General features: G+C 60.7%; 13 protein-coding genes. 2 read left to right on the top strand and 11 right to left on the bottom strand.

Annotated elements, in window-relative coordinates; genetic code table 11:
* Positions 1-199: 199 nt before the first annotated feature.
* The 3 genes from KVQ74_RS10550 to KVQ74_RS10540 are packed head-to-tail and all read right to left on the bottom strand — an operon-like array spanning position 200 to position 2,508.
* A complete protein-coding gene (locus KVQ74_RS10550) occupies positions 200-892 on the bottom strand; it encodes an ABC transporter permease (RefSeq protein WP_217831012.1) in 693 nt (230 codons plus the stop codon).
* A 12-nt stretch (positions 893-904) separates the two neighbouring features.
* The gene (locus KVQ74_RS10545; RefSeq protein WP_217831011.1) at positions 905-1,798 is read right to left on the bottom strand and encodes a glycine betaine ABC transporter substrate-binding protein; all 894 of its coding nucleotides are present in this window, start codon (positions 1,796-1,798) and stop codon (positions 905-907) included.
* Positions 1,799-1,818: 20 nt separating this feature from the next.
* Positions 1,819-2,508 carry an ABC transporter permease gene (locus KVQ74_RS10540; RefSeq protein ID WP_217831117.1) on the bottom strand — a complete coding sequence of 230 codons (690 nt, stop codon included), beginning with the start codon at positions 2,506-2,508 and terminating at the stop codon, positions 1,819-1,821.
* 356 nt (positions 2,509-2,864) lie between these two features.
* Here KVQ74_RS10540 and KVQ74_RS10535 point away from each other — a divergent pair, with 356 nt between their 5' ends.
* Entirely contained in the window at positions 2,865-4,448 is a 1,584-nt protein-coding gene (locus tag KVQ74_RS10535; RefSeq protein WP_217831010.1) for a peptide chain release factor 3, read from the top strand.
* 119 nt (positions 4,449-4,567) lie between these two features.
* Here the strand turns inward: KVQ74_RS10535 and KVQ74_RS10530 are convergent, their stop codons facing one another.
* Complete coding sequence (locus KVQ74_RS10530; protein ID WP_217831009.1) at positions 4,568-5,563, bottom strand: Ig-like domain-containing protein; 996 nt, start codon at positions 5,561-5,563, stop codon at positions 4,568-4,570.
* A gap of 332 nt (positions 5,564-5,895) precedes the next feature.
* Here KVQ74_RS10530 and KVQ74_RS10525 point away from each other — a divergent pair, with 332 nt between their 5' ends.
* Positions 5,896-6,156, top strand: coding sequence for a hypothetical protein (locus tag KVQ74_RS10525; RefSeq protein WP_217831008.1), 261 nt, complete (start codon positions 5,896-5,898; stop codon positions 6,154-6,156).
* A gap of 141 nt (positions 6,157-6,297) precedes the next feature.
* Here the strand turns inward: KVQ74_RS10525 and KVQ74_RS10520 are convergent, their stop codons facing one another.
* The 7 genes from KVQ74_RS10520 to KVQ74_RS10490 all read right to left on the bottom strand — a co-directional run bounded on the left by KVQ74_RS10520 (position 6,298) and on the right by KVQ74_RS10490 (position 15,131).
* Positions 6,298-7,266: a peptide ABC transporter ATP-binding protein gene (locus KVQ74_RS10520; protein WP_217831007.1), complete on the bottom strand. Its 969-nt coding sequence runs from the start codon at positions 7,264-7,266 to the stop codon at positions 6,298-6,300.
* Positions 7,266-8,234 carry an ABC transporter ATP-binding protein gene (locus KVQ74_RS10515; protein WP_217831006.1) on the bottom strand — a complete coding sequence of 323 codons (969 nt, stop codon included), beginning with the start codon at positions 8,232-8,234 and terminating at the stop codon, positions 7,266-7,268. The genes KVQ74_RS10520 and KVQ74_RS10515 overlap by 1 nt, the downstream gene beginning before the upstream one ends.
* 10 nt (positions 8,235-8,244) lie before the next feature.
* Positions 8,245-9,171: an ABC transporter permease subunit gene (locus KVQ74_RS10510; protein ID WP_217831005.1), complete on the bottom strand. Its 927-nt coding sequence runs from the start codon at positions 9,169-9,171 to the stop codon at positions 8,245-8,247.
* A gap of 10 nt (positions 9,172-9,181) precedes the next feature.
* On the bottom strand, positions 9,182-10,192 hold the full coding sequence (locus KVQ74_RS10505; protein WP_217831004.1) for an ABC transporter permease subunit: 1,011 nt from the start codon (positions 10,190-10,192) through the stop codon (positions 9,182-9,184).
* 73 nt (positions 10,193-10,265) lie between these two features.
* Positions 10,266-11,861 carry an ABC transporter substrate-binding protein gene (locus KVQ74_RS10500; RefSeq protein ID WP_217831003.1) on the bottom strand — a complete coding sequence of 532 codons (1,596 nt, stop codon included), beginning with the start codon at positions 11,859-11,861 and terminating at the stop codon, positions 10,266-10,268.
* Between the two features lie 77 nt (positions 11,862-11,938).
* Positions 11,939-13,354 carry an OprD family porin gene (locus KVQ74_RS10495; protein WP_217831002.1) on the bottom strand — a complete coding sequence of 472 codons (1,416 nt, stop codon included), beginning with the start codon at positions 13,352-13,354 and terminating at the stop codon, positions 11,939-11,941.
* A 178-nt stretch (positions 13,355-13,532) separates the two neighbouring features.
* Complete coding sequence (locus KVQ74_RS10490) at positions 13,533-15,131, bottom strand: ABC transporter substrate-binding protein (RefSeq protein ID WP_217831001.1); 1,599 nt, start codon at positions 15,129-15,131, stop codon at positions 13,533-13,535.
* Positions 15,132-15,167 lie beyond the last annotated feature (36 nt).

Below are 15,167 nucleotides of genomic sequence, written 5' to 3'. Positions count from 1 at the left end.
GTTCGCCGCAAATGGCGGGCGCGTTGGAGCTGTGATGCCGCCGGGCAAGGCGTGGGACGCAGGAAATGTCGTTTCCTTTTCAAGTCCCACAACGCAGCCCGGCGGCATCACAGCTCCAACCCGGAGGGCCGCGCCCCACAAAGCGCAATACGTCGTTACTCGTCGTTCATTTGAAGAAACCAAATCTCTCTCCTCGCGCCTAGTCTTGCGCTTTGTGGGGCGGCGGCGCGCCCGCCATTTCCGGCGAACACCCCCTACTGGTCAACGAGCGTTGCAGCCACTGCAGAACAAGGTCGGCAAAAATCGCCAGAAGACTGACCAGCAGTGCGCCGACAATCAGCATCGACATGTCGCTGCGGCTGATGGAGGCGAGGATCAGCACGCCGAGGCCGCCGGCACCGATGGTGGCGGCGATGGTCATCACGCCGATGTTCATCACCACGGCGGTACGCACCCCGGCGAGGATCACCGGCACCGCGATCGGCAGTTCGACCATGCGCAGGCGCTGACCGAAGGTCATGCCGATGCCGCGTGCGGCTTCACGAATGCCCGGTTCGACGCCGGTCAACGCGAGGTAGGTGTTGCGCATGATCGGCAGCAGTGAATAAAGGAACACGGCGGTGATTGCCGGCATCGGGCCGAGGCCCTGGCCGAACTTCGAGTAGAACGGCAGCAGCAGGCCGAACAGCGCAATCGACGGCACGGTCAGCAGCACCGTAGCGCTGGCCTGCAACGGACCGGCGAGGCTTGGAAAGCGCGTCATCAGAATGCCCAGCGGCACGCCAATGCAGATCGCCAGGCTGACAGCGATGCCGACCAAGGTGATGTGCTGCCAGGTCAGGTGCATCACCTGCTGCCAGTCGAGATGGGAAAAGGCGTTGAAGAATTCCATGACTTTTCCTCCTTAGTTGAGTGGATGCTGGCGCAGGAAATCAGCGGCCACGGCGGATGGACTCTGGTGATCGACATCGACCCGGGCGTTGAGCCGGCGCATGGTTTCGTCGTCGAACAGTTCCGCCAGGGGCTTGAGCTGTTCGGCCAATTGCGGGTGCTGGTCGAGGAAGGCCTGACGCACGACCGGCGCGGCGGTGTAGTCCGGGAAATAGTGCTTGTCGTCTTCGAGCAGCTTCAGGCCGAACGCGTTGAGGCGCCCGTCAGTGGTGTAGACCAGGCCGGCGAACACCTGGCCATTGCGCAGCGCCGTATAAACAAGGCCCGCATCCATCTGCCGGATGTTTTTGCGCGTCAGGTTCATGTCGTAGAGCTTGACCATGCCGTCCAGGCCATCGGAACGGTTGGCGAACTCGGTATCCAGCGCTACCAGATGATGGGTATCGGCTTCGGCCTCGAGCACATCGTTCAATTGGCTGATGGTGTGGATCTGCGGATATTGCTCGGCGACTTTTTGCGGCAGGGCGAGGGCGTAGGTGTTGCTGAATTTAGACGGGGTGAGCCAGACCAGTCCCTTTTTCGCGTCGAGTTCTTTCACCCGGGCGTAGGACTGTTCGCTGTCGAGTTTTTCGCTGACATGGTTGTAGGCCACCAGGGAGACGCCGGTGTATTCCCAGAGCATGTCCAGTTGTCCACTCTCGTGGGCGCTGCGGGCCAGGTTGCTGCCCAGACCGCCGGTTATCTGCGCGTCGTAACCCTTGCTGCGCAAGTATTGCGAAGTGATTTCCGCGAGCAGGGTCTGTTCGGTGAACACCCGGGCGCCGATGCGGATCAGCGGTTTTTCGGCGGCTTGGGCCAATCCTGCGAATAGCAGGGCGCAGCCTAGAATCAAGCTAAGTCGTTTCATGAAAATGTCCTTCCGAAGCCTTAAGACGGGCGCAAACCGCGTTCTAGCCAGAGACGGCTGGCGAGGGTGACCACGCCATCGAGCAGCAGGGCCAGCAGCGCGGTACACGCGGCGCCGAGCAGCAACTGCGGCTGATTGTTCAGGGCGATGCCGGGGAAGATCAGGCTGCCGAGGCTGTTGGCGCCGATCAGGAACGCCAGCGGCGCCGTCCCGACATTGATCGCCAACGCCACACGCACGCCGCCGACGATGATCGGCACGGCGTTGGGCAGTTCGACTTTCCACAGCACCTGGCGCGGGGTCATGCCGATGCCGGTGGCGGCTTCTTTCAGCGAACCCTGGACGTTTTTCAGGCCTTCGTAGGTGTTGCGCACGATCGGCAGCAACGAGGCGAGGAACAGAGCGAAGATCGCCGGGCCGCTGCCGATGCCGAGAATCCCCAGGGCAATCGCGAGTACGGCCAGCGGTGGCACGGTGTTGCCGATATTGAAGATCTGCATGAAGCGTTCGGCGCGGCCGACCATGGTCGGGCGGCTGAGGAAGATACCGGCGGGGATGCCCACGACGAGGGCGGCCAGCATGGAAGCGAGGACGAGAATCAGATGAGCTTGCAGGTAAAACAACAAATCGTCGCGGTAATGCTCGATGGTGTTGATGCCGATCCAGTGAACCAGCAGGGCCAGGAGCGCGATCACCACCGCACCTCCCATCAGCCCTTTGCCATAGCGGATAGCCACAGGCGGACTCCTTTTTTTCAGTCGGCGCACGCTGTCCCGTGTGGCATGCCGTACTTGGACGCCGGGAAAGTCGTTCGCGAGAAGCAGCCGTTTTTCAGAGCAGGCATTGCTGTCTGAAAGCGGGCCATGAGCGCAGCCTCGTCAGGCTAACTTGCTGATTTTTCAGCCCCTGACGAAAATTCGTAACAGGGGATGGACGTCTCCGTGCTTTAAAAGGTTCCCATCTGAGGCAGCATTTGGCCACCCTTAATGTGCTCAACGGTTCGGTTATTGCATCGACTTGGGCTATAATCGCGGCCCTTTTTTGAATCACCGCCAGGCGATTTCCCATGACCAGACAGGCCGCCGAAGTCGCGAAACGCCGCACTTTCGCCATTATTTCCCACCCCGATGCCGGTAAAACCACCATCACCGAAAAGCTCTTGCTGATGGGCAAGGCGATTGCGGTGGCCGGTACGGTGAAATCCCGTAAGTCCGACCGCCATGCGACATCCGACTGGATGGAGATGGAGAAGCAGCGGGGTATTTCCATTACCACGTCGGTCATGCAGTTCCCGTATCGCGAACACATGATCAACCTGCTCGACACCCCGGGCCACGAAGACTTCTCTGAAGACACCTACCGCACCCTGACCGCCGTGGACTCGGCGCTGATGGTTCTCGACGGCGGTAAAGGTGTCGAGCCACGGACCATCGCCCTGATGGACGTCTGCCGTCTGCGTGACACGCCTATCGTCAGCTTCATCAACAAACTCGACCGTGACATCCGCGACCCGATCGAACTGCTCGACGAAATCGAAGCGGTCCTCAAGATCAAGGCCGCGCCGATCACCTGGCCGATCGGTTGCTACCGCGACTTCAAGGGCGTGTACCACCTGGCCGACGACTACATCATTGTCTACACCCCGGGCCACGGTCACGAACGCACCGAAACCAAGATCATCGAGAAGCTCGACTCCGACGAAGCGCGCGCGCATCTGGGTGACGAGTACGAGCGTTTCCTCGAACAGCTTGAGCTGGTGCAGGGCGCCTGCCACGAGTTCAACCAGCAGGAGTTCATCGACGGTCAACTGACGCCGGTGTTCTTCGGTACGGCGCTGGGTAACTTCGGTGTCGATCACGTCCTCGACGCCGTGGTCGACTGGGCGCCGCGTCCGCTGCCGCGTGTCGCCAACGAGCGCACCGTGGAGCCGGTGGAAGAGAAGTTCTCGGGCTTCATCTTCAAGATCCAGGCGAACATGGACCCGAAGCACCGCGACCGCATCGCCTTCATGCGCATCTGCTCGGGCAAGTACGAAAAAGGCATGAAGATGCGCCATGTGCGCACCGGCAAGGACGTGCGCATCGGCGACGCCCTGACGTTCTTCTCCTCCGAGCGTGAGCAACTGGAAGAGGCCTACGCCGGCGACATCATCGGTCTGCACAACCACGGCACCATCCAGATCGGCGACACCTTCAGCGAAGGCGAGGCCCTGGGCTTCACCGGTATCCCGCACTTCGCCCCGGAACTGTTCCGCCGCGTGCGCCTGCGTGATCCGCTGAAATCCAAGCAACTGCGCCAGGGCCTGCAGCAACTGGCCGAAGAAGGCGCGACCCAGGTGTTCTTCCCGGAACGCACCAACGACATCATCCTTGGCGCCGTCGGTGTGCTGCAGTTTGATGTGGTGGCCAGCCGCCTGAAAGAGGAATACAAGGTCGAGTGCTCCTACGAGCCGATCACCGTGTACTCCGCGCGCTGGATCGATTGCAGCGACAAGAAGAAGCTCGAGGAATTCTCCAACAAGGCGGTGGAAAACCTCGCGATCGACGGCGGCGGTCACCTGACCTACCTCGCCCCGACCCGCGTCAACCTGGCCCTGATGGAAGAACGCTGGCCGGACGTGAAATTCCGCGCGACCCGTGAGCATCACTAAGCGCTGAACGTTGTACCGAAAACCCCGTAGCGCGAGCTGCGGGGTTTTTTATTTGGAGGCGACCCTTCAACGGGGACACTCTTATCCGCTTCGCCTGTTTCGTTATTCGACAGTTTTCACTAGGTCGGAACAAGTGTGAACGCTGGACCTTCGAAGCCGATTACTCCTTCCGGCCCCCAGGCAATTGCATGGAGATCGTTATCTTCCTTGATGTAATGTGCCGCTACGATGTTGTTTTGGGTGGGGGCCTGCCATACCGCCTTGTAGCGTGGGTCCATACCAGGCGTGATTTGCCTGAAAAATTGATGATAATTGGAAAAGTTTTCCCTGAACGCTCGACTGACCGGCGTCGAATCAGTCGCGCCAGGTAAAACGATGCCACCCTGTGCCAGTCCCCATGCATGAATCTGGGCAAAGGACATTCTGTCGGTGATAGGGGACAAGATCAGGGTGTAGATTTTGGACACTCTCACAGGATATGAAACCTGGGCGCCAGCGCCATCTCTGGCGGTGATGTTCGCCGTCCCGCTGCGCAATCCATATACTTTTCCGAAGGCGTCCACTTGTGCGACTGATGGGTTCGAAGACGAGTAGGTCACGCTCGGGACGCCGCCTGTCGGTTGCCGGACCATGGTGTTGCGTGGAACTTCTCTAGTGGCGAATCCATAGGATTGGAGAAGCTTCACGCCATCGAGCTCCATCAGCGATGTATCAATCGAAAATGGCTGCACGACCGTAAATCTCCACACCTCGGAAGACTCTCCCGCGCCGTACAACGCTTTGGCTGTGAGGCTGTGGGTCCCTAGCGCCAGACCATGAACTGCAAGGCTCCAGATCCCCGTCGATTGGTTGACGGTGGCTATGCCTTTAGAAACGTTGCCGTCGAACAACTCGATCTGCAGGCCATTTACTTTCGTCTCATCCAGGGAGTCGTGGGCCGTCGTGGGGGACCCGGTGTCGACGGGAGGATCAGCTTTCAAGCCGTCGCCAGGATCTGCTATGGCACTCACGTCGCTGTCCCTCTCTTCAGCCGACAGGATCGGTTGGACGCTGCCGGGAGTTTGCGGCTGTACCAGAGCTTTAGGGTTGAGCTTATGGGGGCGTTGAGTCGGCATGATCAGCACTCCGGTCAAACGGAAAAAGGCGAGGTCGATGGCGTTATTTAGAGATGAAGCCAATAAGCTGTCTACTGTCAGAAGTAACAGGTAACGATGGGTTTTCGATGAGCGGTGGGGCTGGCATTGTTGTTCAGGGTCACGCTGTTGGTCGCGTGGGATCCCTCACTTAGCTGATCCAGTTATGGCCGTTATTCGAAAGCGGTCTGTCCACCGAGGGCAATTCTGCGCATCCGTCAGCGTCCTATCTGGAGAACCGGGCTGATCGGCGCTAGATTTCAAGAGCACCAGCCAGGCACTTGTGTTTCACCTGCAAAAGGATGGAAACGGTTATGAAGAACAGGCTGCTACGGGTTTTATTGCTGTTGAAAGTGATGGTCATGCTGTCCCTCGGCACCGCGACGGCGTGGGCTGAATGCGAGAGTCACGATACCCAGGCGTTCAATGGGCAGGCCGGACACGGTGGATTGATGATTGCCGCTTCTGAAGCTGAACCAGGCGACAAGGGGCAGGGCGGCAGTTCCGGCGATGACGATGACACCACCGATGAGCCGGACACCGATGATCCGGATGACGGCGACAGCCAGACCTAGATTCCAGGCAAAAGAAAACCCCCGCTCCCTCGACTGATGCGCAATCGGCGGAGCAGGGGTTTGGTTAACGCTTGAATCACTGAAACAACACAATCCTCATCTGTGGGAGCAACCTTGCTCCCACATTTTTTTGCCCGGTTCCTACAGGAACTGCTCGGCGTAGTGGCAAGCCACCTGACGAGTATCGAGCGAGCGCAGTTCCGGCACTTCGCTGCTGCAACGCTCGGTCGCGTACGGGCAGCGCTTGTGGAACGCGCAACCTGGCGGCGGGTTCAGCGGGTTGGGCAACTCGCCGACGATCTTGATTTTCGGCTTGTCCGGATCCGGGTGGATGGTCGGGGTCGCCGACAGCAGCGCCTGGGTGTACGGATGCAGAGGACGGGCGTAGATGTCTTCCTTCGGGCCGATTTCCACCGGGCGACCGAGGTACATCACCATCACATCATCGGCCACGTGTTGCACCACGGCCAGGTTGTGGGAGATGAACACATAACCGGTGTTGAACTCCTGCTGCATGTCCATGAACAGGTTCAGCACCTGCGCCTGGATCGACACGTCCAGCGCCGAGGTCGGTTCGTCCGCCACCAGCACCTTGGGTTGCAGCATCATCGCGCGGGCCAGGGCGATCCGCTGGCGCTGACCGCCGGAGAACATGTGCGGATAACGCTGGTAGTGCTCGGGACGCAGGCCCACCTGCTTCATCATCGCCTGGACTTTCTCGCGACGTTCGGCAGCGCTCAGGTTGGTGTTGATCAGCAGCGGCTCGGCCAGTTGATCGCCGATTTTCTGCCGCGGGTTGAGCGAGGCGTACGGGCTCTGGAACACCATCTGCACGTCTTTGCGCAGTTGCTTGCGCTGGGCCTTGTCGGCGCCGGCGACTTCCTGGCCGGCGATCTTCAGCGAGCCGGACGACGGCTCCTCGATCAGGGTCAGCGCGCGGGCCAGGGTGGATTTGCCGCAGCCCGACTCACCGACGACGGCGAGGGTCTTGCCGGCTTCCAGTTCGAACGACACGCCGTTGAGGGCGCGCACGGTCGCGTGGCCCTTGAACAGGCCACGTGAGACTTCGTAGTGACGGGTCAGGTCGCGGGCGGTAAGTACGACGGCCATTACGCCACCTCCTGGTTCAGCGGGTAGAAGCAGCGGGCGAGGCTGTGGCTTTTCGGGTCAAGGGTCGGACGCTGCGCGCGGCAGCTGTCCTGCACGTACGGGCAACGCGGCGACAGCAGGCAGCCTTGCGGGCGGTCGTAACGGCCGGGAACGATGCCCGGCAGCGTTGCCAGGCGCTCAGCGCCCTGGCTGTGTTCCGGAATCGCCTTGAGCAGCGCTTCGCTGTACGGGTGCGCCGGGATGTCGAACAGTTGCGGCACCTGGCCGACTTCAACGGCCTGCCCGGCATACATCACACACACGCGCTGGGCGGTTTCGGCCACCACGGCGAGGTCGTGGGTGATCAGCACCAGGCCCATGTTCTGCTCTTTCTGCAAGGCCAGCAGCAGATCCATGATCTGCGCCTGGATCGTTACGTCGAGTGCGGTGGTCGGTTCGTCGGCAATCAGCAGCTTCGGCTCGCCGGCAATCGCCATGGCAATCGCCACGCGCTGGCTCATGCCGCCGGACAGTTGGTGCGGGTAGGCGTCCATACGGCTGGCGGCGCCCGGGATTTCGACTTTTTCCAACAGTTCGATGGCGCGTTTGCGCGCTTGCTTGCCGGACATTTTCAGGTGCAGGCGCAGCACTTCTTCGATCTGGAAACCGACGGTGTAGCTCGGGTTCAGCGCGGTCATCGGGTCCTGGAACACCATCGCCAGGTCCTTGCCGACGATCTGCCGACGCTGGCGGTTGCTCAGCTTGAGCATGTTCTTGCCATCGAAGCTCAGGGCGTCGGCGGTGACGATCCCAGGGTGCTCGATCAGGCCCATCAGCGCCATCATGGTCACGGATTTGCCGGAACCGGACTCGCCCACGATGGCCAGCACTTCGCCCTTGTCGACTTTCAGGTCGAGGCCGTCGACCACCGGGGTGGCGTTCTTGTCGCCGAAGCGAACGTTGAGATTCTTGATTTCTAGCAATGACATGGGAATCTCCTCAGGCGGCGTTCTTGAGTTTCGGGTCCAGCGCATCGCGCAGGCCGTCGCCCATCAAGTTGATTGCCAGCACGCTGAGCAAAATGGTCAAACCAGGCAGACTCACGACCCACCAGGCGCGTTCGATGTAGTCGCGGGCCGAGGCCAGCATGGTGCCCCACTCAGGGGTTGGCGGCTGGACGCCCAGGCCGAGGAAGCCCAGGGCGGCGGCATCGAGGATCGCCGAGGAGAAGCTCAGGGTCGCTTGAACGATCAGCGGTGCCATGCAGTTGGGCAACACGGTGATGAACATCAGGCGTGGCAGACCGGCGCCGGCCAGGCGCGCGGCGGTCACGTAGTCGCGGTTCAGTTCGCCCATGACGGCGGCGCGGGTCAGACGTACATAGGACGGCAGGGACACCACGGCGATCGCGATCACGGTGTTGATCAGGCCTGGGCCGAGGATGGCGACGATCGCCACGGCCAGCAGCAGCGACGGCAGGGCCAGCATGATGTCCATCAGGCGCATGATGGTCGGGCCGAGCATTTTCGGGAAGAAACCGGCGAACAGACCCAGCAGGATCCCCGGAATCAGCGACATCACCACCGACGACAGGCCGATCAGCAGCGACAGGCGCGAACCCTGGATCAGCCGCGACAGCAGGTCACGGCCCAGTTCATCGGTGCCGAGCAGGAACTGCATCTGACCGCCTTCCAGCCACGCCGGTGGCGTCAGCAGGAAGTCACGGTATTGCTCGCTCGGGTTATGCGGGGCGACCCACGGTGCGAAGATCGCGCAGAAAACCACCAGCAGCATGAACAGCAGGCCGGCAACCGCGCCCTTGTTCTTCGCGAAGGCTTGCCAGAACTCTTTGTACGGCGATGGGTACAGCAGGCTTTGATCCGCGCTCGGGGCGGCGGTGGCTACTGAGGATGTTGGAGTGCTCATGGTATTGACCTCAGCGCTGATGACGGATGCGTGGGTTGGCAAAGCCGTAGAGGATGTCCACTACGAAGTTGACCAGGATCACCAGGCAGGCGATCAGCAGGATGCCGTTCTGCACGACAGGGTAGTCCCGGGCGCCGATGGCTTCGATCAGCCATTTGCCGATGCCGGGCCAGGAGAAGATGGTTTCGGTCAGGACCGCGCCGGCCAGCAGGGTGCCGACTTGCAGACCGACCACGGTCAGTACCGGGATCAGCGCGTTGCGCAGGCCGTGGACGAACACCACGCGCGACGGCGACAGGCCTTTGGCCTTGGCGGTGCGGATGTAGTCTTCGCGCAGCACTTCGAGCATCGACGAACGGGTCATCCGCGCGATCACCGCCAGCGGAATGGTGCCCAGCACGATGGCCGGCAGGATCAGGTGATGCAGGGCGTCGAGGAACGCGCCGGCGTCATCGGCCAGCAGGGTATCGATCAGCATGAAACCGGTGCGTGGCTCGATGTCGTAGAGCAGGTCGAGCCGTCCGGAAACCGGGGTCCACCCCAGGCTGACCGAGAAGAACATGATCAGGATCAGGCCCCACCAGAAGATCGGCATCGAGTATCCCGCCAGGGAGATGCCCATCACCCCATGGTCGAACAGGGATCCTCGCTTGAGTGCCGCGATCACCCCGGCCAGCAGGCCGATGACGCCGGCGAACAGCAGCGCGGCCATGGACAGTTCCAGGGTCGCGGGGAAGAGGGAGGTAAACTCGGTCCATACGCTCTCGCGGGTACGCAGGGACTCACCGAGATCGCCGTGGGCCAGTTTGCCGATGTAGTCCAGGTACTGGGCGTACAGCGGCTTGTTCAGACCAAGGCGTTCCATTGCCTGAGCGTGCATTTCGGGGTCGACCCGACGTTCGCCCATCATCACTTCCACGGGGTCGCCGGGAATCATGCGAATCAACGCGAAGGTCAGCAGGGTGATGCCGAAAAACGTGGGGATCAACAACCCCAGTCGGCGGGCAATAAAACTAAACATCTTGTGTGCTACCTCATCAGCCGGTTAGGCGTGCCCGGCGACCCTGGGGTCAGGGAGGCCGGGAGTTTCTTATCTACTTCACCTGGGTAGTGGCGAAGTTATTGGTTGTCAGAGGGCTGATGTTGTAGCCCTCTACATTGTTGCGCATTGCAGTGAACATCCGGGTATGGGCCATGCTGATCCATGGCTGGTCCTGATTGAACAGCACCTGGGCCTGTTCGTAGAGACTGGCGCGTTCGGCCGGATCTACTTTAGCCCGTGCTTCATCCAGCAGTGCCTGGAATTTGTCGTTGCACCAGCGAGCGTAGTTTTCGCCGTTCTTCGCGGCTTCGCAACTGAGCATAGGCGTCAGGAAGTTATCCGGGTCGCCGTTATCGCCCGCCCATCCGGCCGACACCATATCGTGTTCGCCGTTTTTGGCGCGTTTAAGCATCTCGCCCCATTCCATGACGCGGATGTCGACCTTGATCCCGACTTTCGCCAGGTCGGCCTGCATCATCTGCGCGCCGAGCATCGGGTTCGGGTTGGTCGGGCCGCCGCCGTTACGGGTAAACAGGGTAAACACGGTGCCGTCCGGAACCCCGGCTTCCTTGAGCAGCGCGCGTGCCTTGTCGAGGTCGCGTGGCGGGTTTTTCAGCTCGTGGTTGTAGCCCAGCAGGGTCGGCGGGTACGGGTTGACCGCCACGGTGGCGTTGCCCTTGCCGAACAGCGCGTTGACATAGGCTTCCTTGTCGAAGGCGATGTCGATGGCTTTGCGCACGCGCACGTCGCTCATGTACTTGTGCTGGGTGTTCATCGCGATGTACGAGACGGTCATCGCGTCCAGCTCGGCGACTTTCAGGTTGCTGTCTTTCTTGATGCTCGGAATATCATCCGGCTTCGGATACAGGGCGATCTGGCACTCGTTGGCCTTGAGTTTCTGCAGGCGCACGTTGTTGTCGGTGGCGATCGCCAGGATCAGCGCCTCGGCCGGTGGCTTGCCACGGAAGTAGTCCGGGTTGGCCTTGAACCGTACCTGGGCGTCCTTGTTGTAACGCTGGAAGACGAACGGGCCGGTGCCGATCGGCTTGTTGTTCAGGTCGCCGGTCTTGTTGGCCTTGAGCAACTGGTCGGCGTATTCGGCCGGGTAGATCGAGGAGAACGCCATTGCGATGTCGGCCAGGAATGGCGCTTCGCGGCGGGTCAGGGTGAACTTGACCGTGTTGTCGTCGACTTTTTCTACGTTTTTCAGCAGTTCCTTGAAGCCCATGCTTTCAAAGTACGGGAAGCCCACGCTCGACAGCTTGTGCCACGGGTGATTCGGGTCCAGTTGACGCTGGAAGCTCCAGACCACGTCGTCGGCATTCATGTCGCGGGTCGGCTTGAAATATTCGGTGGTGTGAAACTTGACGCCTTTGCGCAGGTGGAACGTGTAGGTCAGGCCGTCATCGCTGATGTCCCAGGATTCGGCCAGCGCCGGAATCACCTCAGTGGTGCCGGGCTTGAAGTCCGCCAGTCGATTGAAGATGGTTTCGGCCACCGCATCGGCTGTGACTGCAGTCGTGTACTGGACCATATCGAAGCCTTCCGGGCTGGCTTCGGTGCAGACCACCAAGGGTTTGGCCGAGACGCCGACGGCGACACTCAGCAACGCGGCCGCGATGGCCGCACGTAGGGGAAGCATTTTCATCAAGAACCCTCTGCAATCGGTTGAAGACAAAAGCCGAACGGCCGACTCGTCACTGAGTCAGCCGTCGGCGTGGGTTTTTACAGGATGTTGAATGGAACGGTGGTCACCAGACGGAACTCGTTGATGCTGCCGTCAGCCTGGTTCTCGCTGGCGCGGTGGGCGGTGTAGGTCGCGCGCACGGTGGTCGCCTTCAGAGGGCCGCTCTGTACGGCGTAGGAAGCACCGATGCCGTATTCGTAGTGGGTTTCGCCGTCCATCGCCTGCACGCCGTCATAGCCGCCACCCTTGTAGTGAGTGCCGTCGATGCCCCAGCCGCGAGCCTGGTAGATGTTGAACTTGAGGCCCGGCACGCCGTATTCGGCCATGTTCAGACCGTAAGCCACCTGGAAGGACTTCTCGTTTGGACCGTTGAAGTCCGACAGCAGGGAGTTGGCCAGGTAGATGCCGTTGGTTTCGTGCAGGTAGTCGAAGTACTCGTTACCGTTCACTTCCTGGTACGAGAAGGTCAGGCTGTGGGCCTGGTGAGTCAGGCCGAACGACAGGGAGTAGGTGTCGTTGTCGATTTCGCCCAGCTTCTTTTTGCCTTCGTCGACGGTCTTGTAGTAGTTCAGGCCGGTGGTCAGGCTCAGCACCTGGCTGTCACCCAGCTCGTGGGTGGCGCCGAAGTAGTACTGGTTCCACAGGTCTTCGGCCTGGGTCGCCCACAGGCTGGTTTTCAGGCTTTCCAGTGGCTGGTAGGAGATACCGGCGGTGTTCACATGGTCGGCTTCAGCGTCGATGTTGCCGTACTCGGAGCGGAACTTGCTCAGGCTTTCTTCGGTACGTGGCGAGACGCGGTCGAAGGTGGCCAGGTCGAAGGACAGGTTGTTCAGCTCTTCGCTGTGGATCGCGATACCTTCGAAGCTCGATGGCAGCGCACGGTTGCCGATCACGTCGACCTGCGGGCTGCTGAAGTTCATGCGGCCGGCGGTCAGGGTGGTGTTGGAGATACGGGCCTTGACGTTGGCCAGGCCCAGTTTGCTCCACTGGCCTTGAGCGTCGCCGCCTTCCTTGGTCAGGGTACGGTTGTTGCCGGCGCCTGGACGGGTGCCCGGCGCGCCGCCGTTGTTGGAAGCCAGGTTCTCGCGATCACGCTCCAGGGCGATGGCGTTGTACGCCGCCACTTCGGTGCTGAAACCGACGGTGCCTTCGGTGAAGCCCGAGTTGTACTTGACGATGGTGCCTTGCACCCAGTTGATCCGGCGATCGGTTGGAGTGGCTACGCCGTCCTTGCGGTAGGTGAACTTGCCGCCGCGCTTGAGTTGCTCGTTGGCGTACCAGTTACGGGTCGTGCCGCTGATCGACTGACCTTCGAGGAAGCCGGTGGCTTCGGCCTGGGCGCTCTTGTCGTTGACGGTCACCGGGGTGAACGCCTGGCTCTGGTTTTCCGCGTAAGCCGTGGCGGTGATGCTGCTGATGGCCAAGGCCAATATCGCGGTGCTGCTCAGTTTCATGGGTGAAGCTCCTTTACTTTCTTTTTATACCGGTCTTTTTTGATTGCCCGGCTATTTGGTTTAGAACTCATTCACACATCGCAAACGTTTGCAAAATGCCTGATTGGCGAATTTCGGCAAAGCGCTTGCGTGAGGGGGTAGACGGCCCCCTCAGCGTTGCGGCTAATCGGTTTTTTGTTTAATCGATGCTGACACCCGAAAAAACGTTGCGGCCGAAGGGGCTCACCTTGAACCCTTCGACTTTGGCGCTCAGCGGCTGGTTGACCGTCGAGTGAGCGACAGGCGTCATCGGCACTTGCTGCTTGAGCAACTGCTGGGCCTGTTTGTAGAGCACGGTGCGCTGGTCGCGGTCGGTCACGACCTTGGCCTGCTTGATCAGCTTGTCGTAAGCCGGATCGCACCACATGGAGTAGTTGTTGCCGCCAATGGCGTCGCAGCTGTACAGCGTGCCGAGCCAGTTGTCCGGGTCGCCGTTGTCACCGGTCCAGCCGATCAGGCTGACGTCGTGCTCGCCGTTCTTGATGCGCTTGATGTACTCGCCCCATTCGTAGCTGACGATCTTCACTTTCAGGCCGATCTTCGCCCAGTCGGCCTGGAGCATTTCGGCCATCAATCTGGCGTTGGGGTTGTACGGACGTTGCACCGGCATCGCCCACAGGGTGATCTCGGTGCCTTCCTTGACGCCGGCGGCCTTGAGCAACTGCCTGGCCTTTTCCGGGTTGTAGGCGGTGTCCTTGATCGTGTCGTCGTAGGACCACTGGGTCGGTGGCATGCCGTTGACTGCCAACTGACCGGCGCCCTGGTAAACGGCGTTGAGAATCCCTTGTTTATTCACCGCCATGTCCAGCGCCTGACGCACTTCGAGCTGGTCGAAGGGTTTGTGGCGCACGTTGTAGGCGATGTAGCCCAGATTGAACCCAGGCTTGGTGATCAGTTGCAGCTTCGGATCGTTCTTCAGCGCCTCGATATCGGCCGGACGCGGGTGCAGGGTGATCTGGCACTCGTTGGCCTTGAGTTTCTGCACGCGCACCGACGCATCGGTGTTGATCGCGAAGATCAGGTTGTCGAGCTTGACCCGGCTCGGGTCCCAGTAGTGCTTGTTGCCGGTGTAACGAATGTTCGAGTCTTTCTGGTAGCTCTTGAACACGTACGGGCCGGTGCCGACCGGTTTCTGGTTGATGTCGCTCGGCTTGCCTTCAGCCAGCAGCTTGTCGGCGTACTCGGCGGACAGGATGGAGGCGAAGCTCATGGCGATGTTCTGGATGAACGCGGCGTCGACGGTATTGAGCGTCATTACCACGGTCAGCGGCCCGGTCTTTTCGACCTTGGCGATGTTCTTGTTCAGGCTCATCCCGTTGAAATACGGGAACTCGGTGGGATAAGCCTTACGGAATGGCTGTTGCGGATCGAGCATGCGGTTAAACGTGAACAGCACGTCGTCGGCGTTGAATTCGCGTGTAGGCTTGAAGTACGGCGTTGTATGAAATTTCACCCCTTCACGCAGGTGAAAGGTGTACGTGAGGCCATCCTCGGAAATATCCCAACGCGTTGCCAGGCCTGGTACGACATTGGTCGCGCCTTTTTCGAACTCTGCCAGGCGGTTATACAGCGGCTCGGCGGCGTCGTTGTCGGTCGCCGTCGTGTACTGCGCGGTATCGAACCCGGCCGGGCTGCCTTCGGAGCAGAACACCAGGCTTTTGCCGGCGGCGAAACTGGCGGACGTGGCGGCCAACAGGCCGGCGCCCAGCAATGCGGAACAAATCAAGGTATGGCGCATGACGCTCCCTCTTTTTTAGTGTTTTTCGATGCACCG

This window comes from Pseudomonas botevensis (assembly GCF_019145475.1).
Taxonomy (GTDB): Bacteria; Pseudomonadota; Gammaproteobacteria; order Pseudomonadales; family Pseudomonadaceae; genus Aquipseudomonas; species Aquipseudomonas botevensis.
This window is presented reverse-complemented; position numbering and strand designations above follow the sequence as displayed.

Bases quoted from the DNA above. Each gene is read 5' to 3' on its own strand.
- KVQ74_RS10535 (WP_217831010.1), top strand. From the start codon at position 2,865: ATGACCAGACAGGCCGCCGAAGTCGCGAAACGCCGCACTTTCGCCATT.
- KVQ74_RS10505 (WP_217831004.1), bottom strand. From the start codon at position 10,192: ATGTTTAGTTTTATTGCCCGCCGACTGGGGTTGTTGATCCCCACGTTT.
- KVQ74_RS10500 (WP_217831003.1), bottom strand. From the start codon at position 11,861: ATGAAAATGCTTCCCCTACGTGCGGCCATCGCGGCCGCGTTGCTGAGT.
- KVQ74_RS10545 (WP_217831011.1), bottom strand. From the start codon at position 1,798: ATGAAACGACTTAGCTTGATTCTAGGCTGCGCCCTGCTATTCGCAGGA.
- KVQ74_RS10515 (WP_217831006.1), bottom strand. From the start codon at position 8,234: ATGTCATTGCTAGAAATCAAGAATCTCAACGTTCGCTTCGGCGACAAG.
- KVQ74_RS10530 (WP_217831009.1), bottom strand. From the start codon at position 5,563: ATGCCGACTCAACGCCCCCATAAGCTCAACCCTAAAGCTCTGGTACAG.
- KVQ74_RS10540 (WP_217831117.1), bottom strand. From the start codon at position 2,508: ATGGGAGGTGCGGTGGTGATCGCGCTCCTGGCCCTGCTGGTTCACTGG.
- KVQ74_RS10495 (WP_217831002.1), bottom strand. From the start codon at position 13,354: ATGAAACTGAGCAGCACCGCGATATTGGCCTTGGCCATCAGCAGCATC.
- KVQ74_RS10525 (WP_217831008.1), top strand. From the start codon at position 5,896: ATGAAGAACAGGCTGCTACGGGTTTTATTGCTGTTGAAAGTGATGGTC.
- KVQ74_RS10510 (WP_217831005.1), bottom strand. From the start codon at position 9,171: ATGAGCACTCCAACATCCTCAGTAGCCACCGCCGCCCCGAGCGCGGAT.
- KVQ74_RS10550 (WP_217831012.1), bottom strand. From the start codon at position 892: ATGGAATTCTTCAACGCCTTTTCCCATCTCGACTGGCAGCAGGTGATG.
- KVQ74_RS10490 (WP_217831001.1), bottom strand. From the start codon at position 15,131: ATGCGCCATACCTTGATTTGTTCCGCATTGCTGGGCGCCGGCCTGTTG.
- KVQ74_RS10520 (WP_217831007.1), bottom strand. From the start codon at position 7,266: ATGGCCGTCGTACTTACCGCCCGCGACCTGACCCGTCACTACGAAGTC.